Here is a 20133-nt window from a genome sequence, read left to right as displayed (position 1 = left end):
CCCCGCCCGCACACTCTTCCTCAGCCTATGGTGGGGGTGCCCCGGTCGGGGCACGGGCACCTTCGGCTTGTCCGGCTCGTGTCACTCCCCCGCGACGATGACCTCCGCCGCGGCGCGGCCGCACACGCGGGCCGCGCCGTGGGTGGCGATGTGGAGGGCGCCGCGGGGTGGGGACTGGGGGATGCCCATCTCGACCACGATCGTGTCGGGGCGGGCCGCGAGGAGGGCGTCGAGGGCCGCGCGCATCCAGGGGTGGCGGTGCTCGTCGCGGACCACGGCCACGATCCGGCGGGGGCCCGCGGCGGCCAGGGCCGCCTGTCCCGCCTCCTCCCCCGTGAAGCTCGCCGTCCGAGTGCCGGGGCACAGGCGCGCCAGTTCCGCCGCGACACCCCATGGGGTCTCTGCCCCGACGGCGATGTTGGCGACCGGGGTGAACGCGGCCACGAAGGGGGGCGCGCTCACGGGCTCGTACGCCGTGGAGGGGGTCACCGTCAGCGCACGCCGGGCGGCGACGAGGCCCACGTCGGAACGCGTCCCGCCGCTCCCGGGGGTACGGCCGGCGGTCCAGGCCGCCAGCTCGCGGACCCGGGTCGCCGCGTCGGCCAGTCGCTCCTCGGGCAGTTCGCCGGAGCGAACGGCCGAGACCAGGGCGTCGCGGAGGTGTCGTACCGTCTCGTCGTCCGCGAGGCCGCCGCCGACGCAGATCGCGTCCGCGCCCGCGGCGATGGCGAGGGCGCTGCCGCGTCCGATGCCGTACGTGGCGGCGATGGCCTGCATCTCGATGCCGTCGGTGACGATCAGGCCCTCGTAGCCGAGGTCCTTGCGCAGGAGGTCCGTCAGGACGCGCGGGGAGAGGGTCGCGGGGTGCTCCCCGTCCAGGGCCGGGACCAGGATGTGGGCGCTCATGATCGCCTTGGTTCCGGCGGCGATCGCGGCCCGGAAGGGGGCCACGTCACGGGCCTCGAGCAGGGACTGGGCCGCGTCGATGCGGGGCAGCGCGTGGTGGGAGTCCACCGCCGTGTCGCCGTGCCCGGGGAAGTGCTTCGTGCAGGCCGCGACACCGGCTGCCTGGAGCCCGGAGACGTACGCGGCCGTGTGCCGGGCCACGAGGTCAGGGTCGGCGCCGAAGGAGCGCACCCCGATGACGGGGTTGGACGGGTTGGCGTTCACGTCCGCGGACGGGGCCCAGTTCAGGTTGACGCCGCACTGCGCGAGGCGGAAGCCCAGCTCGTGGGCCACCTCGCGGGTGAGCTCCACGTCGTCCACCGCGCCGAGGGCGTGGTTGCCCGGGAAGGAGGAGCCCGTGCGTACCTCCAGGCGCGTCACGTCACCGCCCTCCTCGTCGATCGCGACCAGGACGTTCTCGCACTCGGCGCGCAACTCGGCCGTCAGGGCGGCCAGTTGCTCGGGTGAGGCGATGTTGCGGCCGAACAGGCCCACGGAGGCCAGGCCCTCGCCCAGGCGGCGCAGCAGCCAGTCGGGGGCGGTGGTGCCCAGGAAGCCGGGCTGGAGGACGGTCAGGGCGTCACGTGTCAGTGTGTCCGCCCCGCTTGCGAGTGTCGTCATGGGCGGAGTCATCCCTTTACTGCGCCGGAGGTCAGGCCCGAGGCCATGTTCTTCTGCACGAACATGAAGAAGACGACGACGGGGATGGCGATGAGCGTGGACGCCGCCATCAGCGCGCCGTAGTCGGTGCCGCGGGACGTGGTGAAGTTCATCAGCCACACGTTGAGCGTGTACTTGTCGTTGTCCTGGAGCACGATGTACGCCAGCAGGTACTCGTTCCAGGCGTTGATGAGCGAGAAGATCGAGGCGGCCGCGAGGCCCGGGGCGAGCAGCGGGAGGATGACCCGCCAGAAGGCGCCCATCCTGCCGCAGCCGTCCACCATCGCCGACTCCTCCAGTTCCCTGGGGATGTTGACGACGAAGCCGCGGATCATCCAGGTGGCGAAGGGCAGCGAGGAGACCAGGTAGAGGATGATGACGCCCCAGTACTGGTTGAGCCCGCCGAGCTCGTTGAGCTGGATGTAGATGGGGATGAGCATCGCGGTCGGCGGCAGCAGCTGGACCGCGAGCAGCACCATCATGAAGGCCTTGCGGCCGATGAACTGGAAGCGGGCGATCGCGAAGGCGGCGATCGTCGACAGGAGCATCCCGCCGAGCACGGATGTGCCGCAGATGATCAGGCTCGACTGGATCGCCGACCCGAAGTTCGGCATGTCGATGGCGCGTTGGAAGTTGTCGAACGTGAACGAACTGGGCCACAGCGTCTGGTCGTAGCTGCGGATCTCGTTGTTCGGCCGCAGTGCGCTGATCACCAGCCAGTAGACCGGGAAGGCCATGACCACGAAGGCGACCACACCGACGAGGTTGTAGACGTGCCGGCTCCGCCTCCTGCGGTCGGGGCGGTACGCGGGGCTCTTGCCCGAGGGGCGGAACGTGCCGCGGCTGGGGGCGGTGGCGCTCACTCGACCTCTCCGATCTTGAGGAGCTGACGCAGGTAGTAGACGGCCACGCCGGACAGCAGCAGGACCGAGATCAGGGAGATGGCGGCGCCCTGGCTGAAGGAGTTCGACTCGAACGCCTTCTCGTAGTAGTAGGTGCCGAGGAGGTTGTACTCGGGTTCCGGCTTGTTGCCGCGGATCAGGAAGACCTGGCCGAAGACGTTGAAGTCCCAGATCACCGACAGGGTGGCGATCATCTGGAAGACCGGCTTGATGACCGGCCAGGTGACGAAGCGGAAGACTCCGGCGGCGCCTGCCCCGTCGAGGGAGGCCGCCTCCTCCAGTTCCCTCGGGACCTGTGTGAGGGCCGCGTACAGGGTGATGACGACGAACGGGATGGCACCCCAGACGACGACGGCGCCGATGATCAGGAAGCCCTGCTTGGGGTCGAGCCACCAGTTGTGGCCGCGGAAGTCGAGCCCGAGGTATTTCGTCAGCACCATGTTGAGGACGCCGTAGTCGGAGTCCGCGAACCAGCGGAAGATCGAGGTGGCCACGAGCAGCGGCATGGCCCAGGCGGCGACGAGAGCGCCGGTGAGGGCGAGGCGCACCCCTTTCGCCATGCGCTGCATCGCCAGGGAGAGGAACAGCCCGAGGCCCATGGTGGCCACGACGCAGACGGTCATGAACAGGACGGTCCGCCAGACGACGTCCCAGAACTCCCCGTCGCCGAAGATGCCGGTGAACTGGTCGAAGCCCACCCAGGGCGCCGCTTCCCCGGTCCACAGCTCGCGGCGGCCGACGTCCTGGAAGGACATGATCACCGTCTTGATCAGCGGCCAGACGAACACGGCGGCGAGCGCGACGATGGTGGGGGCGATCAGCAGGTACGGCAGCAGGGGGCCCGCGCGACGCTTTCTGGTCCCCGTGGCCGGCGCACTGTCCGGAGGACCGGACGGTCCCGCCGGCGTTCCGGACTCCGGTGGCCCGGGTTTCCGCGGGACGGGGACCGGAGGGTCGGCTGCTTTCATGTCGGCGGCGCTCACAGTGCTGGCCTTCCGTTCGCCTGGGTGATGCAGAGGTCACTGGGTCAGGACCGTCCGCCGACGGGCCGGGTCGGGTCGGCCCGTCGGCGGATCGGTGACCTCGTCGAGGTCAGGAGGCCTCGTTGATCAGGCCGTCGATCTCCGTGTCGGCGGCCTTGGTGGCCTCGGCGACCGACTTGCCCTTGAGGATGTCGAGCAGCATCAGCTCGAGCGTTTCCTTCTTCTCGACCGAGGCCCAGCCCGGCGCGATGGGGGTGAACCAGGCGTCCGGCACGGCGTTGGCGATCGGCGCCGTCTCGGGCTTGCTCTTCAGCGGCTCCAGCTGCTTGGTGTTGTTGGGCAGGATGTCCTTGGCCGCGAGAGCCGCCTCCGACTTCTCGTTGGTGAACAGCGAGATCCAGTACTGGCCCAGGTCCTGGTTCTTGGACTTGGAGATGGTGGCGAGGTCGGAGCCGCCGATGAACGACGGGAGCGTCTTGCCGTTCGGCCCGGGCATGGCGGCGGTGCCGATCTTGTCCTTCAGCTTCGGGTTGCCGTTCGCCGCCGGGTCGATGACGCTTCCGGCCTCCCAGCCGTTGCCGTAGATCAGGCCCGCCTTCTCGTTGGCCATGACGTTGGCGTGGTCCTGCTCGTCCTTCGTCTGGTCGCCGTGGTTGTACTTCTTGACGAGGTCGACGAAGTGCTGGATGCCCTGCTGCGCCTCGGGCGAGGACAGCGTGGCCTTCCACTTCTTGGAGGACTCGTCGTACTCGGCGATCTTGCCGCCGTACGCGGCGACGTACGACATGGCGGCGTACCAGTAACGGCCCGGCAGGTAGAGGGAGGAGAAGGCCTTGTCCTTCTTGCCGTACTTCTTCTGGACCTTGTCGAGCGCCTTGGTCAGGTCCGTCTCGGTCTCGGGGAGCTTGGCGCTGCCCGTCGCGGCCTTGAACATGGACTTGTTGTAGATCGCCACACGCGCACCGGCGTAGTACGGCACGCAGTAGAGCTTGCCCTCGTAGGTGCAGGTGTCCTTGAGGCCCGAGATCCAGGTGTCGGAGTTGTCGTACTTCTTGGCGTCGATGTCGCCGAGAGCACCGTTGAGGATGTAGGTCATCGTCTCGGTGTTGCCGAGCTCGACGACGTCGGGGAACGAGTCGCCGGCGAGGGCCGCGTCCAGCTTCTTGGTCTTGTCGCCCCACTGCTGGTACTGGATCTTGACCTTGACGCCCGGGTACTTCTTGTTGAACTCGGTGTTGGCCTGCTTGACCAGCTCCGGCCAGGAACTCTGGGCGTCCGTCATGAGCCAGACGGTCAGATCGCCCTTGCGGTCCTTCGGATCCTTGGCCGACTCGCTGTCGCCGCCCCCACACGCCGCGACGGAGAACATCATGCCCGCGATACCGATCGCGGCTATCAGCTTGCGCTTCACGCCACCCTCCTCAGGGATGCCACGAACCCCCCTGCCCACCGCGGTGACATACGACGAGGTATTGCCGTGGGGCCGGGACACTGGACCAAAGGTGTAGACCAGTGCGCAGAGCTTGGCCCAGACCAAATGACGTGTCAAGAGGGTTCGAGTGCGCTCTCACCAGCCGTTATGTGACCTACATATGCAGGAACCTTTAAGTAAGAAACCGGCGAAATCACCAGACCACACCCTTGCGCTTGAGGTAGACCACTTCGCTACGGTGGACTAGACCAGCGAGAGGCGTGAAGGTATACAGAGGGGATCACGGAGCGTGCGGGGGACACCTGCGCGGAAAGCCGTGCCACGATGTGAGCCGTGACCGAGATCCGTCGGTCGCGTCGGCATACGGAGCCGGGAAGGCGGAGCATGAGCACCGACGTCAGCAGTGCGGAGAACGAGAACGGCACCACCGTCCGTACCGCGCGCGTGCCCAAGTACTACCGCCTGAAGAAGCACCTCCTCGACATGACGGAGACGCTTCCGCCGGGCACGCCGGTGCCACCGGAGCGCACACTGGCCGCCGAGTTCGACACCTCGCGCACGACCGTGCGGCAGGCCCTGCAGGAACTCGTCGTCGAGGGACGGCTGGAGCGCATCCAGGGCAAGGGCACGTTCGTCGCCAAGCCGAAGGTCTCCCAGGCCCTCCAGCTCACCTCGTACACCGAGGACATGCGCGCCCAGGGCCTCGAACCCACCTCGCAGCTCCTCGACATCGGCTACGTCACCGCCGACGACACCCTCGCCGGGCTGCTCGACATCACCACCGGCGGGCGAGTGCTGCGCATCGAGCGGCTGCGCATGGCGAACGGCGAGCCGATGGCGATCGAGACGACCCACCTGTCCGCCAAGCGCTTCCCCGCGCTGCGCCGGTCCCTGGTCAAGTACACGTCCCTCTACACGGCGTTGGCCGAGGTCTACGACGTGCACCTGGCCGAGGCCGAGGAGACCATCGAGACGTCCCTGGCCACCCCCCGCGAGGCCGGACTCCTCGGCACGGACGTCGGCCTGCCGATGCTGATGCTCTCCCGCCACTCCCTGGACGAGGAGGGCAAGCCGGTGGAGTGGGTGCGGTCCGTCTACCGCGGTGACCGGTACAAGTTCGTCGCACGGCTGAAGCGGCCCACGGAGTAACGGAGTAGACGCCAAGGGGTGGCCGGAACACGCTGGTTGAACTAGTGCACGCGGTGTAGCGCGCGCCCTCTTCCTGCTCTACGGTCCTCCCGTCTCCGCATGGACGGGAGGACTACCCGGTGCGCACCGCGAACGCTCAGAACAGTCCCCGTACAAGCCGAACGAACCCCAGGGCCGTCGTGGTCTGGACATTGGCAACGGGAGGTCCACCAGGACGCCATCGACGCCGGGAAGGTGCTCCCACCCGCCAAGTCCATGGACGACATGCGCACCGTCGTCACCAACTCCACGGTGGACGGTGTCCTTTCGGCCACTCTCGCGCTGCTCATCGCGGACGCTCCGGTGCCGTCCCGGCGGGAGTCGGGCCCCCGACAGGGGTTCCGCTGCTTCTGAGGTGCGCAGATGTGTCGTTCGCACACAACCTCCGCATCCGATATCCGGACGGGGGGTTCCGTACGGCGAAAACGTCCCTTACATTTCCTGCGCGTTGAACCGGTGATCAGTGAGGGGACGGAGCCGCCACATGTCAGATGCGCCTGAAGTGAAACCGCCGGTGGTGACACCGGTGCGGATGGTGACACCGGTGCGGGTGGTCATCGCCGTCTGCCTGCTCGCCCCGTTCGTGGCGATGCTCTGGGTCGGCTCGTACGCCAAGACGGACCCGGCGTTCATCGGCATCCCGTTCTTCTACTGGTACCAGATGGCCTGGGTGCTCATCTCCACGGTTCTCACCGCGACCGCGTACAAGCTGTGGCAGCGTGACCAGCGCGAGCAGCGCGCCCGTGCCGCGTCGAAGGGCGGTGCCGGCGCATGAACGACGGCGTGAACGGCGTCGCACTCGCCGTCTTCATCTTCTTCTTCCTGGCCGTCACGGTCATGGGCTTCCTGGCCGCCCGCTGGCGCAGGGCCGAGAACGAGCACAGCCTCGACGAATGGGGCCTGGGCGGACGGTCGTTCGGCACGTGGATCACCTGGTTCCTGCTCGGCGGCGACCTGTACACGGCCTACACGTTCGTGGCGGTCCCGGCGGCGATCTACGCGGCGGGGGCGGCCGGCTTCTTCGCCGTGCCGTACACGATCCTGGTCTACCCGCTGATCTTCACGTTCCTGCCCCGCCTGTGGTCGGTGTCCCACAAGCACGGGTACGTGACGACCTCGGACTTCGTGCGCGGCCGGTTCGGCTCCAAGGGCCTGTCGCTGGCCGTGGCCCTCACCGGCATCCTCGCCACCATGCCGTACATCGCGCTCCAGCTGGTCGGCATCCAGGCCGTGCTGGACGTGATGGGTGTCGGCGGCGGCGAGAACACCAACTGGTTCGTCAAGGACCTGCCCCTGCTGATCGCCTTCGGTGTGCTGGCGGCGTACACGTACTCGTCGGGCCTGAGGGCGCCCGCGCTGATCGCCTTCGTCAAGGACACGCTGATCTACATCGTCATCGCGGTGGCGATCATCTACATCCCGATCAAGCTGGGCGGCTTCGACGACGTCTTCGCCAAGGCGGGAGACACGTTCTCGCAGGTGAACCCGGTGACGGACAAGCCGCGCGGCGCGCTGGTACCGGCCGAGGCGAGCCAGTGGACGTACGCGACGCTGGCCCTCGGCTCGGCGCTCGCGCTCTTCATGTACCCGCACTCGATCACGGCGACGCTGTCCTCGAAGAGCCGTGAGGTGATCCGCCGCAACACCACGATCCTGCCGCTGTACTCCCTGATGCTGGGCCTGCTCGCCCTGCTGGGCTTCATGGCGATCGCGGCCGGGGTCAAGGTCACCAACGGGCAGCTGGCCATCCCGCAGCTGTTCGAGGACATGTTCCCGGCCTGGTTCGCGGGTGTGGCCTTCGCGGCGATCGGCATCGGCGCGCTCGTGCCGGCGGCCATCATGTCGATCGCGGCCGCGAATCTCTTCACCCGCAACATCTACAAGGACTTCATCAAGCCGGACGCCACGCCCCAGCAGGAGACCAAGGTCTCGAAGCTGGTGTCGCTGCTGGTGAAGGTGGGCGCCCTGGTCTTCGTCCTGACGATGGACAAGACAGTGGCGATCAACTTCCAGCTGCTGGGCGGCATCTGGATCCTGCAGACCTTCCCGGCGCTCGTCGGCGGCCTGTTCACGCGCTGGTTCCACCGCTGGGCGCTGCTCGCGGGCTGGGCGGTCGGCATGGTGTACGGGACGCTGGCCGCGTACGGGGTCGCCTCGCCGACGAACCCTTCCCAGAAGCACTTCGGCGGCTCCAACGCGGAGATCCCCGGGCTGGGCGAGATGGGCTACATCGGTCTGACGGCGTTCGTGCTGAACGTGGTCGTCACGGTCGTCCTCACGTTCGTCCTGAAGGCGGTCAAGGCCCCCGACGGCATCGACGAGACGAGGCCGGAGGACTACACGGCGGACGCGGGCGACGCGGGCGTGTCGGTGGAGCTGCCTCCGGCGACGGCGGGGTCGGCGCACTAGCCGCTCCGCTGGCCGCGGGTGGGGGTGGCAGGGGTTTTTCGCCCCCGCCGCCCCCACCCATTCCCGTCCCCCGGGGCTCCGCCCCGGACCCCGCTCCTCAAACTCCCCCAGCTACCGCTGGGAGGTGCCCCCAAGGGGCTGAATGTGCGCGGCGGGGCTGGTTTGCAGGGGCACGGGAAACCGGGCGTCTTTCAAGAACGCGCGGAACCGCACGGCTTTTAGGGGCGCAGGGAACTGCGCGACCAGCCACACCCAACCCGCAGCCAATCACCCACCCCAGACGCCCCCAGTCCCGGGGGCCTGGGGGCGCCGCGCCCAGGGACAGGATGGGACGGGTAGGGGCGGTGGGGGCGAGAAACCCCTCCCCGAGGGGCCCGATTGACACAACCGTTCGCAGGGGCTGAGCTGGCAGGAAACACCCCGCCCCACCGGAGGTGCCCGTGACGGCCCGCCCCCCGATCGTCCTCGACAGTGACCCCGGCATCGACGACGCCCTGGCCCTGCAGTACCTACTGGGTACAGGACGGTGGGACCTGAAGGCCTACACCTCCGTGGGCGGCAACCTCCCCGCCGAGCAGACGTACCTGAACGCCCGCGCCCTCACCAGGGCCTTCGGCATCGACGCCGACATACCGGTCCACCGCGGCGCGGGCCGCCCCCTGACCCGCCTGCCGTACACGGCCGCGTCCGCCTTCCACGGCCCCGCGGGCCTCGGCAACGAGACACTGCCCGACTCCACGGCCCCCCACCTGCCGGAGTCCTCCGCGCAGGCCCTCCTGAGGCTCTCCCGGGAGTACGAGGGCGAGCTCACCGTGTGCGCCACCGGCCCGCTCACCAACGTGGCGATCGCGCTCCTGGAGGATCCGGGCTTCGCCCGGCGCGTGAGGAAGTTCGTCTTCATGGGAGGCGCCGCGCAGGTGCCCGGGAACATCACGCCGGTCGCCGAGTTCAACATCTGGGCCGACCCGGACGCCGCCGAGGTGGTGCTGTCCTCCGGCATCCCGTTCACCATGGTCGACCTGGACGCCTCGCACCACTGGCTCTTCGGCCCCGCCGACCTGGCCGCCCTTGAGGCGGCGGGCCCCGGCACGGCGCTGGCCGTCCGCCTGCTGCGGGTCTACATGGACGCCTACCGCCGCCACGGCGGCGGCGACGCCTGCCCGCTGCACGACCCGCTCGCCGTGGGCGCGTGCGCGGACGAGGCGTTCCTCACCGTCGCGGAGGGCGCGGTCGTCGTCGAGTCCGCCAGCGAACTCACCCGCGGCAAGACCGTGTTCGTGCCCACGGCCGCCCAGCGCGCCTACTACACCGACTCCCCCACCCTCTCCGCCCGTGTGACCCTCACGGGCCGCGTCGCCCTCGGCCCGGGCCCCCGCGACTTCACGAAGGACTTCGTGGCGGCCCTGCCGCAGTGGCCGGGCGTGGGCTGAGCTCCCCCGGAGCCGTGGAAATCCGCGAGTCGTCGTCGCACCCGTCCGGCACACTCCCCACCATGGACATCACCATCAGACAGGCGAGGCCCGCCGAGTACGAGGTCATCGGGGAGATCACCGCGCAGGCCTATCTGGGCGACGGGCTGCTCGACTTCGGGGAGTCCGACGGGTATCTCGGCGAACTGCGGGACGTGGCCAAGCGGGCCGCCGCGGCCGAGGTGCTCGTCGCCGTCGAGAGCGGCCGCGTGCTCGGCGGAGTGACCTTCGTGCCGGCCGGCGGGCCCATGGCCGACATCGCGCGGCCCGGCGAGGCGGAGATACGGATGCTCGCGGTGGCCGGTGAGGCACGCGGCCGGGGCGTCGGCGAGGCGCTCGTCCGCCGTTGCGTCGAGGGGGCGCGGTCCACACCCGGCTGCGTCCGCATGGTCCTGTCCACCCAGCGTTCCATGCACGCGGCCCACCGGATCTACGAACGTCTCGGCTTCACCCGCACCCCCGACCGCGACTGGAACCCGCTTCCGCACCTCCTCGACATCACGCTCATCACCTATGAGTTGACGCTCTGACAGCTCCACAACACAACATGTGGGGGTGCTTCCACAAGCCGACACAAGATGTATGCTCATGCTCGCTGTCGCCGCAGGGGAATCCGGTGCGAATCCGGAACTGTCCCGCAACGGTGTACTTGCGTGCGTACATACCCATGTCCGCACGCATGGTCAGTCCGAGGACCTGCCGACAGTGCGCCCGGCCCGAACGGTCCGGGTGCCCGACGTCCGGGCCTCGTGGAATGGGCCGGTGGACGCGACGCCGTGTGCGTTCGTGTGCTGCCCCCTGCCCTCCGCAAGGCCCCGTGCCGAGCGAGGGAGAGCCCCCACGTGACCATCGCGCCAGCCGATCCGGTCTCAGCAGCCGTCCAGCAGGAACATGACGGTCCCGGAACCGCGTTGCTGCGGACCCTGACCGAGCTGACCGCCGACCTGCCCGACGCCGACCCCGGACGGGTCGCCGCCGCCGCGCTGCGCGGCCGGTCCGCGCACGCCGACGACGCGGAGCTGCGCGAGCTGGCCACCGAGGCGGCGGCCGGTCTCATCTCGGAGGATCCGGCCTACTCGAGGCTGGCCGCCCGGCTGCTGACGATCGGCATCGCGGCCGAGGCCGCCTCGCAGGGCGTCACGTCGTTCTCCGAGTCCGTCGCCGTGGGCCACCGGGAAGGGCTCATCGCCGACCGCACCGCCGAGTTCGTACGGCTGCACGCGGCCCGCCTCGACGCGCTCGTGGACACCGGCGCCGACGACCGCTTCGGCTACTTCGGGCTGCGTACGCTGCACAGCAGGTACCTGCTGCGGCACCCGATCACCCGCAAGGTCGTCGAGACACCCCAGCACTTCATGCTGCGGGTGGCCTCCGGGCTCGCGGAGGACGACAGCGCGCGGTCCGTGGACGAGGTCGGCGCGCTCTACGGGCTCATGAGCCGCCTCGACTACCTGCCCTCCTCCCCCACCCTCTTCAACTCCGGTACACGGCACCCCCAGATGTCGTCCTGCTACCTCCTCGACTCCCCGAAGGACGAGCTGGACTCGATCTACGAGCGCTACCAGCAGGTGGCCAGGCTGTCGAAGCACGCGGGCGGCATCGGCATCGCGTACTCCCGCATCCGCTCCCGCGGTTCGCTGATCCGCGGCACGAACGGGCACTCCAACGGGATCGTCCCGTTCCTGAAGACCCTGGACGCCTCGGTCGCCGCCGTGAACCAGGGCGGCCGGCGCAAGGGCGCGGCCGCCGTCTACCTCGAGACCTGGCACTCCGACATCGAGGAGTTCCTGGAGCTGCGGGACAACACCGGTGAGGACGCCCGCCGTACGCACAACCTGAACCTCGCGCACTGGATCCCCGACGAGTTCATGCGCCGGGTCGACGAGGACGGCGTCTGGTCCCTCTTCTCCCCCGCCGACGTGCCGGAGCTCGCCGATCTGTGGGGCGAGGAGTTCGACGCGGCCTACCGCAGGGCGGAGGCGGAGGGGCTGGCCAGGAGGACCATCCCGGCCCGTGACCTGTACGGGCGCATGATGCGCACCCTCGCCCAGACCGGCAACGGCTGGATGACCTTCAAGGACGCGGCCAACCGCACGGCCAACCAGACGGCCGAGCCGGGCCACGTCGTCCACTCCTCGAACCTGTGCACCGAGATCCTGGAGGTCACGGACGACGGGGAGACGGCGGTGTGCAACCTGGGGTCCGTGAATCTGGGTGCCTTCGTCGACACGGCGGCCGGCGACCTCGACTGGGAGCGGCTCGACGCCACCGTCCGCACCGCCGTCACCTTCCTCGACCGCGTCGTCGACATCAACTTCTACCCGACCGAGCAGGCGGGCCGCTCCAACGCCAAGTGGCGCCCGGTCGGTCTCGGCGCGATGGGTCTGCAGGACGTCTTCTTCAAGCTGCGGCTGCCCTTCGGCTCCCCCGAGGCCAAGGCGCTCTCCACGCGTATCGCCGAGCGCGTCATGCTCGCCGCGTACGAGGCCTCGGCCGACCTGGCCGAGCGCGGCGGCCCGCTGCCCGCCTGGGCGAAGACCCGTACGGCCCGGGGCGTCCTGCACCCCGACCACTACGACGTGCGGCTGACCTGGCCCGAGCGCTGGTCGGCGCTGCGCGAGCGGATCGCGGCGACGGGCCTGCGCAACTCCCTCCTCCTCGCGATCGCCCCCACCGCCACCATCGCCTCGATCGCCGGCGTGTACGAGTGCGTCGAGCCGCAGGTCTCCAACCTGTTCAAGCGTGAGACGCTCTCCGGGGAGTTCCTCCAGGTCAACTCGTACCTGGTGAACGACCTGAAGCGGATGGGCGTGTGGGACGCCCGCACCCGCGAGGCGCTGCGCGAGTCGGGCGGCTCGGTGCAGGACTTCGGCTGGATCCCGGACGACGTGCGCGCCCTGTACCGCACGGCCTGGGAGATCCCGCAGCGCGGCCTGATCGACATGGCGGCCGCCCGCACCCCGTTCCTGGACCAGTCCCAGTCGCTGAACCTGTTCCTGGAGACGCCGACCATCGGCAAGCTCTCCTCGATGTACGCGTACGCCTGGAAGTCGGGCCTGAAGACGACGTACTACCTGCGCTCCCGTCCGGCGACCCGCATCGCCCGTGCGGCACAGGCACAGGCACAGGCACAGGCCCGGTCCGAGAAGACCGTCCCCGTTCAGCAGGCCGCCGACCCCGAGGCCGTCGCCTGCTCCCTGGAAAACCCCGAGTCCTGCGAGGCCTGCCAGTAATGACCACCGAAACCAAGGCTGTGACGTCCAAGAACCTGCTCGACCCGGGCTTCGAGCTGACCCTGCGCCCCATGCGCTACCCCGACTTCTACGAGCGCTACCGGGACGCCATCAAGAACACCTGGACCGTGGAGGAGGTCGATCTCCACTCGGATGTGTCAGATCTCGAGAAACTGTCACAGGGCGAACAGCACCTCATCGGCCGCCTGGTGGCCTTCTTCGCGACGGGCGACTCGATCGTCGCGAACAACCTGGTGCTGACGCTGTACAAGCACATCAACTCCCCCGAGGCACGCCTGTACCTGAGCAGGCAGCTCTTCGAGGAGGCGGTGCACGTCCAGTTCTACCTGACGCTGCTGGACACCTATCTGCCCGATCCGGAGGACAGGGCGGCGGCCTTCGCGGCCGTCGAGAACATTCCCTCCATCCGCGAGAAGGCCGAGTTCTGCTTCCGGTGGATGGACTCGGTCGAGAAGCTGGACCGGCTGGAGAGCAAGGCCGACCGCCGCCGGTTCCTGCTCAACCTGATCTGCTTCGCCGCGTGCATCGAGGGGCTGTTCTTCTACGGGGCCTTCGCGTACGTCTACTGGTTCCGCAGCCGTGGTCTGCTGCACGGCCTCGCGACCGGCACCAACTGGGTGTTCCGCGACGAGACGATGCACATGAGCTTCGCCTTCGACGTCGTGGACACCGTCCGCAAGGAGGAGCCGGACCTCTTCGACGACGAGCTCCGGCAGCAGGTGACGGACATGCTACGGGAGGCCGTCGAGGCCGAGCTGCAGTTCGCGCGCGACCTGTGCGGTGACGGCCTCCCGGGGATGAACACCGACTCGATGCGGCAGTACCTGGAGTGCGTGGCCGACCAGCGTCTGACGCGGCTCGGCTTCGCCCCGGTGTACGGCTCCGAGAACCCCTTCTCCTTCATGGAGCTTCAGGGGGTTCAGGAACTGACCAACTTCTTCGAGAGGCGGCCTTCGGCGTACCAGGTCGCCGTGGAGGGCTCGGTCGGCTTCGACGAGGACTTCTGAACCTCGGGCCGCTCCGCCCGCAGGTTCCTCTGCTCGGCCTCCCTGAGCTGTCGGTCGATGCGCCTCTCGCGCACGATCCCGATCACCGAGGGGAGGACGAGCAGGACGAGGATCCCGAGGGCGGTCAGCATTCCGGTGAGGGCTTCGATGCGTGTCGTATCCATGGACACCACTCTGGCGCCGGATACTCCTTACCGCGAGTGGCAGGACTGCCGCACCCCCTCGATTTCCTGCCATCGGCGAGGCACACTGGCAGCATGCTGAAGAACGTGGCCGTCGTCCTGCTCGACGGGGTGCATCCCTTCGAACTCGGAGTCGTGTGCGAGGTGTTCGGCCTCGACCGCAGCGACGAGGGGCTGCCGGTGTACGACTTCGCGGTGGCCTCGGCGGAGGGGCCGACGCTCAGCACCCACGCCGGCTTCACGGTCGGCACGTCGCACGGTCTGGAGCGGCTGGAGGAGGCCGATCTGATCGCCGTCCCGGCCGGGAACAGCTATATGAGCCGGACCTATCCGCCCGAGCTGCTCGACGCGCTGCGCCGGGCGGCGGACCGCGGCACCCGGGTGCTGAGCGTGTGCTCCGGCGTCTTCCTGCTGGGCGCCGCGGGGCTGCTGGACGGGCGGCGCTGCGCGGTGCACTGGCGGCACGCCGAGGAGCTGGCCCGGCAGTACCCGCGGGCGATCGTCGAGCCCGACGTGCTGTACGTGGACGCCGACCCGGTGATCACCTCCGCCGGGACCGCCGCCGGGATCGACGCCTGCCTCCACCTGGTCCGCAAGGAGCAGGGCCCCCAGGTCGCCAACGCCATCGCCCGCCGCATGGTGGTGCCGCCGCACCGGGACGGCGGCCAGGCCCAGTACGTCGAACGGCCGCTGCCGCGGTCGCGGTGCGACACGGTCGGCGAGGTGCTGGTGTGGATGGAGGAGCACCTCGACGAGGACGTGACCGTGGAGCAGCTCGCCGCCCGCGCCCACATGTCGCCGCGCACCTTCGCCCGCCGCTTCCAGCAGGAGACCGGCACCACGCCGTACCGCTGGATCCTGCGCCAACGCGTGCTGCTGGCCCAGCGGTTGCTGGAAGGCACGGACGAGACGATGGACGCGATCGCGGGCCGCACCGGCTTCGGCACGGCGGCCGCGCTGCGCCATCAGTTCGTACGGTCGCTGGGGACGACCCCGCAGGCGTACCGGCGCGCGTTCAGAGGACCGGAGGCCGCCTGAGCGGTGCCGTCGTGCCGTCGTGCCGCCGTGCCGTCCCAGGAACGGATCAGTCGTTGGGAACGACCGGGTACCGCGGCTCGTTCTCGGCCATCTGCCGCAGCGCGTCCTTGCGCTCCCGCTTGGAGAGCCGGTCGATGTAGAGGTAGCCGTACAGGTGGTCCGTCTCGTGCTGCAGGCAGCGGGCGAAGTAGCCGGTGCCGCGCACCTTGATCGGGTTGCCCTTCTCGTCCTGCCCGGTGACCTCGGCGTAGTCGGGGCGCGCGAGCGGCGCGTACGCGGTCGGCACGGACAGGCAGCCCTCGTTGCTGTCGTCCAGCCGGCGCTTCTCGGCGGGCAGGTCGACGATCCGGGGGTTGCAGACCACGCCGACGTGCCGGGCTCCCTCGTCGTCCATGCAGTCGTACACGAAGACCTTCAGGTCGACGCCGATCTGGTTGGCGGCCAGGCCCACCCCCTCGGCGGTGCGCTGGCTGGCGAACATGTCGTCGACCAGCGCCGCCAGCTCGTCGTCGAACTCGGTGACGTCCTTGCACTCCTTGTGCAGCACCGGGTTCCCGACGACGGTGATCGGACGCGAGGTGCCGCGCTCGCGGTAGGCCTGCTCGCGCTCCTCGCTGTCCTCCGTGTCGATGACGAAGCCCTCGTCGTCCACGGGGAGCACGCCCGCGTGCTGCTGATCGGTGTCCTGCTGCGCCATGACCGACGTATGCCTTCCTGGGTTCTCAAGCAAAGATGCGGATACAGGGTACGGGGGTTCGCGCCCCTTCAGGGGCGCAGCCCTTCAGGGGCGCGGGGAACTGCGCGACCAGCCACAGCCGGCCCGCAGTGCCGACCGACAGACGTCACAACCGCGCTCAGCAAACCTCTTCGAGATCCCGCCAGTCCCGGGAGTCAGGACTGTCTGCCATCCACCCGTCCAAGAGCCCTCGCACGAGAGACGCCGGCGCGGCAATCCCACACTCACGCTCAGGCGCCCAAAGCTGCCCGTCCGTACGGTGACCCAACGGGCCAGGATGCCCCGGCTCACTGTGATCGTGCGGGTCGAGATGATCACCGTCACCCTCGTCCGCCGGCATCCGCGACTCCGAGCACAGCCGACACAGCAGCCGCACGGACGACGACCAGTCCTCGGCGGCGAAACCGGCGTCGGCGGCGAGCTGCTCCAGGGCGTCCCGGTCGGCCTCGGTCGCCGCCTCCAGGAGCACCACCCACGTGGGCACCGGCGAGGGCGCCCACAGCTCGATCTCGTCGAACACCGGGTACGCGTGCCCGGCGGCCGTGGTGCGCTCGCCGTGCGGTACCCCGTCGTGCAGGACGACCTCGCCCCAGCGGCGGCCTGAGGACGGCAGCGGAATGGAGAGCACCTCCATCCGGGCGGGGTCGAGGCGACGCCCCCACACGACCTCAGCCTCGCCTTCCGGCGACAGCCGCACGGCCGCGCTGCCCAGGTCCATGCCGACGGGCTCACCGGAGGCGCCGGGGCCGCCGGGCACCCGAAGGCCGTATGCCTGCCAGGCCCGCCGGGCCAGGGGCCAGTCCTGCAGGGCGGTGGCCGCGATACCGACGTTCCACCAGTCGGGCGCCCCGGTCTCCCGGTCGAGGAGCGCGACGGCCCTGAGGCCCGCGGCGCGTGCCTGCTCCCAGTCGTGCCGGAACTTGTGCAGCAGCGCGAGGTTGAACCAGGACTCGGACAGCCACGGCTCCAGGTCCGCGGCACGTGTCAGCAGCGCGCCCGCGTCCTCGTACCGCCCGTCGCCGATCAGCGTGAACGCGCGGTCGGTGGCCTGCCGCCAGGAGGCGGAGGGCCGGTGCCGTCCCTTGCCGAAGATCCTCACGATTCCCGCCTGCCAGTTCCGTCCCGTTCCGGTGGAGTGGGCTGGCCTTGTGCCCCCGGACACCCTCTCCCTCGCATCCAACCACGTACGGCTGGAAGGGCGCTCATTACCCATGGGTTACCCAGCCTTGGCCGGGGTCAGACCGCCCATCGGTCGTCCTCCCCACCCTGGTCGCCTTCCCCACCCCGGTCGTCCTCCCCACCCTTGCACGAAGCACGCCCGGAGCTAATCGCCACAGGGGGCCGCCACCGCGCCGGCCCGCTGGCTCAGCAGGACCCGGGCCAGTGACTCGACCACCTCGGCCTGATAGTCGCGGGCGGTCGCCAGCCGCAGTTCCTCCAGCGCGCGCAGCGGCCCGCCCGGCCCGGCGTCGCGCGCCTTCTCCTCGTAGGCGTTCACGACCCGTACGATCCGCGCGCTGACCGGCTGGTCGCGGTACGGATCCGCCTGGCGCTCGACGACCACCGCGACCTCGGCGTCCACCCCGGTCTGCCGGACGACCGCGCCGCCGAGCAGGGCGATCCGCCGCTGTTCCTCGGCGGGCAGGACGGCGGTGGCCCCGGCGGGTACGGGGTCGACCAGGGAGAGCTGCCCGATGTCGTGCATCAGGGCCGCGTACTCCAGCACGGTCAGTTCCGGCCCGGACAGTCCCAGCTCCCGCCCCACGGCCCGGCTGAGCGCGGCCACGCGCCGGGCGTGCCCCGCGGGGGTGTACCCGGCGATCTCGGTGGCCCGCGCGAGGGAGGCGATGGTCTGCCGGTAGGTGGCGCGCACGGCCGCGTACCGGCGGAAGGAGAGCTGGGTGAGCAGCAGTGGCAGCGAGAACACGGGCAGCGCCCACAGGCCGACGACGGACACCGCGAGCGACATCACCACGCCGGTGGCGCACACGGCGGACCCGATGCCGAGCAGCGCCCGCAGCTCGTCCCGCAGCAGCGGTGTCAGCGGCCAGCCGGTGCGCGAGCGGGCCAGCACCGCGGCGAGCACGGCGTCGCACAGCACGGTGAGGACGAGCAGCGCGACGAGGAGCAGCACGTACGCGGGCCCGCTCCACTCCCGCAACGCGCCCCGGCCGCACAGGGGCTGGAAGCAGACGGCGGCGAAGGCGACCGTGAGGACGCGCCGGGCGAGGTGGTCGGAGGCGGGCCCGTGCCCCCGGGCCACGTGCGGCACGCACCCGGCGAGCGCGGCCGCGACGACCACGGCGACGACCTGGGCCACACCGTGCCGTGTGGGCTCCCCGCCGTTCGCCCCGAGCAGTGCGTACGCGAGCGCCCCGGCCGTCCCGAGCGGCGCCCGCTCCCGTCCCTCGGCGCCGCGCCACCGGGAGAGCTCGCCCATGGCGACGAGCAGTCCGAAGGCGAGGGCGGTCCCGGGTTCGGCGAGGCCGTACCAGAGGGTGTGGGCGAGGCCGGTGGCGGCGACGAGGGCGGCGGCCCCGTGGACGAGGGTGACGAACGGGTGGGTCACGAGCCGGCCTCCGCGCGCAGGGGTGCGCTCTGTGGCGGGACGTTTCCGCGCTGCTCGTCGGTGTCGCCGTCGCCGTCCGCGGTGACCGCGGGATGCCAGCCGTGCCGGACCAGGGCCCGTACGAGCGCCTCGACCATCCGCGGATCGAACTGCGTCCCCGCGCACCGCTGAAGCTCCTCCAGCGCGGCCGCGACCGGGCGGGCCCGCCGGTAGCACCGGGTCGACGTCATCGCGTCGAAGGCGTCGGCGACCGCCACCACCCGTGCGCACTCGGGGATCTGAGTGCCCGCCAGTCCGTACGGGTACCCGCTGCCGTCCAGCCGCTCGTGGTGGTGCAGGATCGCCGAGCGCGCCTCCCCCAGGAACCCGATGCCGCGCACCATCTCGTGCCCGTACTCGGGATGCAGCTCGATGACCCGCCGCTCCTCCGGGGTCAGTGGCCCGTTCTTGCGCAACAGCCGGGTGGGGACGCCGAGTTTGCCCACGTCATGCAGGATCCCCGCGAAGCGGAGCACCTCGACCCGCGTGTCGTCCATGCCCAGTTCGGCGGCGATCATCATGGACGCCTGGCCGACCCGTTCGCTGTGGCCGCGCGTGTAGCCGTCCTTGATGTCGACGGCCTGCACCAGGGCACGGATGGTGGCCTGGTGAGCGGCCCGCTCCCGGTGGTACTGGGTGAACACCCAGCAGGACACGTACATCGGCAGCAGGACGAGCAGTGCGGCGACCGGTCCGTAGTGGCTGCGCCACAGCACCGCCATCATCAGCCCCGCGAGGCCGTGCACGGCGGCGGGGGCCAGGGACCGCAGGAAGAGCCCGCGCCAGGCGTTCCGGACCGGCACCCGCTCGGCGAGGACCAGGATGGCGCCGTCGAGGGCGGTCAGGACCGCGCAGAAGGCCAGGACGGCGACGACCGCCGGCACCAGCGCGTCCGGGAAGTCGGGCTCGGCGACGGTGTCCCGGCCGCCCAGCGCCCAGTGCACCCGGGACGCCGCCCACACGGCGAGGCCGAGCCGGGCCGCCCGCCACACGCGCCGCAGCCGGCGCGGCCGCTGCTCGACCCGTGCGAGGAGGGCGCCCGGAATAGCCACGAGCGCGGCGGCCTGAGGCGGCAACAGGAAGGCCCCGGCCAGCAGGACGGGGAAGAACGTGCCCATGCTCCGGGGCCCGTGGCGCCCGAGAAGACGGCACCGGGTGGCCTGTTCGCACCCGGCGTACAGCGCCGCGAGAAACCCCACCGCCCACCACGGAACGTGGACGTCCGGCACGGGGGCGAGGCAGACCAGTGCACCTGTGACGACACAGGCGACGTACACACGTGCCCATGCCGGAACAGACCCCATCGTGCTCCTCCCTTTT

The 20133-nt window shown here is 70.2% G+C and carries 18 protein-coding genes and 1 riboswitch; of the genes, 9 read left to right on the top strand and 9 right to left on the bottom strand.

Annotated elements, in window-relative coordinates:
- Positions 1-81 precede the first annotated feature (81 nt).
- The 4 genes from AB0959_RS01940 to AB0959_RS01925 form a co-directional block, all read right to left on the bottom strand.
- Positions 82-1566 (bottom strand): glycoside hydrolase family 3 N-terminal domain-containing protein, encoded by a 1485-nt coding sequence (locus tag AB0959_RS01940; RefSeq protein ID WP_366824250.1) that lies wholly within the window; start codon positions 1564-1566, stop codon positions 82-84.
- 8 nt (positions 1567-1574) lie between these two features.
- Entirely contained in the window at positions 1575-2468 is an 894-nt protein-coding gene (locus tag AB0959_RS01935; RefSeq protein WP_366824249.1) for a carbohydrate ABC transporter permease, read from the bottom strand.
- Positions 2465-3490 (bottom strand): sugar ABC transporter permease, encoded by a 1026-nt coding sequence (locus tag AB0959_RS01930; RefSeq protein ID WP_366824248.1) that lies wholly within the window; start codon positions 3488-3490, stop codon positions 2465-2467. Before AB0959_RS01930 ends, AB0959_RS01935 begins: the two co-directional genes overlap by 4 nt.
- A gap of 109 nt (positions 3491-3599) precedes the next feature.
- Positions 3600-4901 (bottom strand): sugar ABC transporter substrate-binding protein, encoded by a 1302-nt coding sequence (locus AB0959_RS01925; RefSeq protein ID WP_366824247.1) that lies wholly within the window; start codon positions 4899-4901, stop codon positions 3600-3602.
- Positions 4902-5306: 405 nt separating this feature from the next.
- Here AB0959_RS01925 and AB0959_RS01920 point away from each other — a divergent pair, with 405 nt between their 5' ends.
- The 8 genes from AB0959_RS01920 to AB0959_RS01885 all read left to right on the top strand — a co-directional run bounded on the left by AB0959_RS01920 (position 5307) and on the right by AB0959_RS01885 (position 14249).
- A complete protein-coding gene (locus AB0959_RS01920; RefSeq protein ID WP_366824246.1) occupies positions 5307-6071 on the top strand; it encodes a GntR family transcriptional regulator in 765 nt (254 codons plus the stop codon).
- A gap of 234 nt (positions 6072-6305) precedes the next feature.
- A complete protein-coding gene (locus AB0959_RS01915; RefSeq protein WP_366824272.1) occupies positions 6306-6464 on the top strand; it encodes a hypothetical protein in 159 nt (52 codons plus the stop codon).
- A 130-nt stretch (positions 6465-6594) separates the two neighbouring features.
- Positions 6595-6885: a DUF3311 domain-containing protein gene (locus tag AB0959_RS01910; protein WP_366824245.1), complete on the top strand. Its 291-nt coding sequence runs from the start codon at positions 6595-6597 to the stop codon at positions 6883-6885.
- Positions 6882-8519, top strand: coding sequence for a monocarboxylate uptake permease MctP (gene mctP, locus AB0959_RS01905; protein ID WP_366824244.1), 1638 nt, complete (start codon positions 6882-6884; stop codon positions 8517-8519). Before AB0959_RS01910 ends, mctP begins: the two co-directional genes overlap by 4 nt.
- 440 nt (positions 8520-8959) lie before the next feature.
- Positions 8960-9949, top strand: a complete 990-nt coding sequence (locus AB0959_RS01900) for a nucleoside hydrolase (protein ID WP_366824243.1) — start codon at positions 8960-8962, stop codon at positions 9947-9949.
- A 62-nt stretch (positions 9950-10011) separates the two neighbouring features.
- Complete coding sequence (locus tag AB0959_RS01895; RefSeq protein ID WP_366824242.1) at positions 10012-10518, top strand: GNAT family N-acetyltransferase; 507 nt, start codon at positions 10012-10014, stop codon at positions 10516-10518.
- A 77-nt stretch (positions 10519-10595) separates the two neighbouring features.
- Positions 10596-10685: riboswitch (cobalamin riboswitch) on the top strand.
- Between the two features lie 145 nt (positions 10686-10830).
- A complete protein-coding gene (locus AB0959_RS01890; RefSeq protein WP_366824241.1) occupies positions 10831-13221 on the top strand; it encodes a ribonucleoside-diphosphate reductase subunit alpha in 2391 nt (796 codons plus the stop codon).
- Positions 13221-14249 carry a ribonucleotide-diphosphate reductase subunit beta gene (locus AB0959_RS01885; RefSeq protein ID WP_366824240.1) on the top strand — a complete coding sequence of 343 codons (1029 nt, stop codon included), beginning with the start codon at positions 13221-13223 and terminating at the stop codon, positions 14247-14249. The genes AB0959_RS01890 and AB0959_RS01885 overlap by 1 nt, the downstream gene beginning before the upstream one ends.
- Here the strand turns inward: AB0959_RS01885 and AB0959_RS01880 are convergent.
- A complete protein-coding gene (locus AB0959_RS01880; protein ID WP_366824239.1) occupies positions 14162-14413 on the bottom strand; it encodes a hypothetical protein in 252 nt (83 codons plus the stop codon). The two genes, AB0959_RS01885 and AB0959_RS01880, sit on opposite strands and share 88 nt — an antisense overlap.
- A 93-nt stretch (positions 14414-14506) precedes the next feature.
- Between AB0959_RS01880 and AB0959_RS01875 the strand changes: the two genes are divergently transcribed.
- Positions 14507-15469, top strand: coding sequence for a helix-turn-helix domain-containing protein (locus AB0959_RS01875; protein WP_366824238.1), 963 nt, complete (start codon positions 14507-14509; stop codon positions 15467-15469).
- A 46-nt stretch (positions 15470-15515) separates the two neighbouring features.
- Here AB0959_RS01875 and def read toward each other — a convergent pair whose 3' ends face one another.
- The 4 genes from def to AB0959_RS01855 form a co-directional block, all read right to left on the bottom strand.
- Entirely contained in the window at positions 15516-16166 is a 651-nt protein-coding gene (gene def / locus AB0959_RS01870; protein ID WP_366824237.1) for a peptide deformylase, read from the bottom strand.
- A gap of 157 nt (positions 16167-16323) precedes the next feature.
- Positions 16324-17304, bottom strand: a complete 981-nt coding sequence (locus AB0959_RS01865; RefSeq protein WP_366824236.1) for a hypothetical protein — start codon at positions 17302-17304, stop codon at positions 16324-16326.
- A gap of 225 nt (positions 17305-17529) precedes the next feature.
- Positions 17530-18774, bottom strand: coding sequence for an HD domain-containing protein (locus AB0959_RS01860; RefSeq protein WP_366824235.1), 1245 nt, complete (start codon positions 18772-18774; stop codon positions 17530-17532).
- The gene (locus AB0959_RS01855; protein ID WP_366824234.1) at positions 18771-20117 is read right to left on the bottom strand and encodes an HD-GYP domain-containing protein; all 1347 of its coding nucleotides are present in this window, start codon (positions 20115-20117) and stop codon (positions 18771-18773) included. Before AB0959_RS01855 ends, AB0959_RS01860 begins: the two co-directional genes overlap by 4 nt.
- Positions 20118-20133: the final 16 nt, after the last annotated feature.

The organism is Streptomyces sp. NPDC046862 (genome assembly GCF_040704615.1).
GTDB lineage: Bacteria > Actinomycetota > Actinomycetes > Streptomycetales > Streptomycetaceae > Streptomyces.
This window is presented reverse-complemented; position numbering and strand designations above follow the sequence as displayed.

Bases quoted from the DNA above. Each gene is read 5' to 3' on its own strand.
- AB0959_RS01940 (WP_366824250.1), bottom strand. From the start codon at position 1,566: ATGACGACACTCGCAAGCGGGGCGGACACACTGACACGTGACGCCCTG.
- AB0959_RS01920 (WP_366824246.1), top strand. From the start codon at position 5,307: ATGAGCACCGACGTCAGCAGTGCGGAGAACGAGAACGGCACCACCGTC.
- AB0959_RS01910 (WP_366824245.1), top strand. From the start codon at position 6,595: ATGTCAGATGCGCCTGAAGTGAAACCGCCGGTGGTGACACCGGTGCGG.
- mctP (WP_366824244.1), top strand. From the start codon at position 6,882: ATGAACGACGGCGTGAACGGCGTCGCACTCGCCGTCTTCATCTTCTTC.
- AB0959_RS01895 (WP_366824242.1), top strand. From the start codon at position 10,012: ATGGACATCACCATCAGACAGGCGAGGCCCGCCGAGTACGAGGTCATC.
- AB0959_RS01885 (WP_366824240.1), top strand. From the start codon at position 13,221: ATGACCACCGAAACCAAGGCTGTGACGTCCAAGAACCTGCTCGACCCG.
- AB0959_RS01880 (WP_366824239.1), bottom strand. From the start codon at position 14,413: ATGGATACGACACGCATCGAAGCCCTCACCGGAATGCTGACCGCCCTC.
- AB0959_RS01875 (WP_366824238.1), top strand. From the start codon at position 14,507: ATGCTGAAGAACGTGGCCGTCGTCCTGCTCGACGGGGTGCATCCCTTC.
- def (WP_366824237.1), bottom strand. From the start codon at position 16,166: ATGGCGCAGCAGGACACCGATCAGCAGCACGCGGGCGTGCTCCCCGTG.
- AB0959_RS01855 (WP_366824234.1), bottom strand. From the start codon at position 20,117: ATGGGGTCTGTTCCGGCATGGGCACGTGTGTACGTCGCCTGTGTCGTC.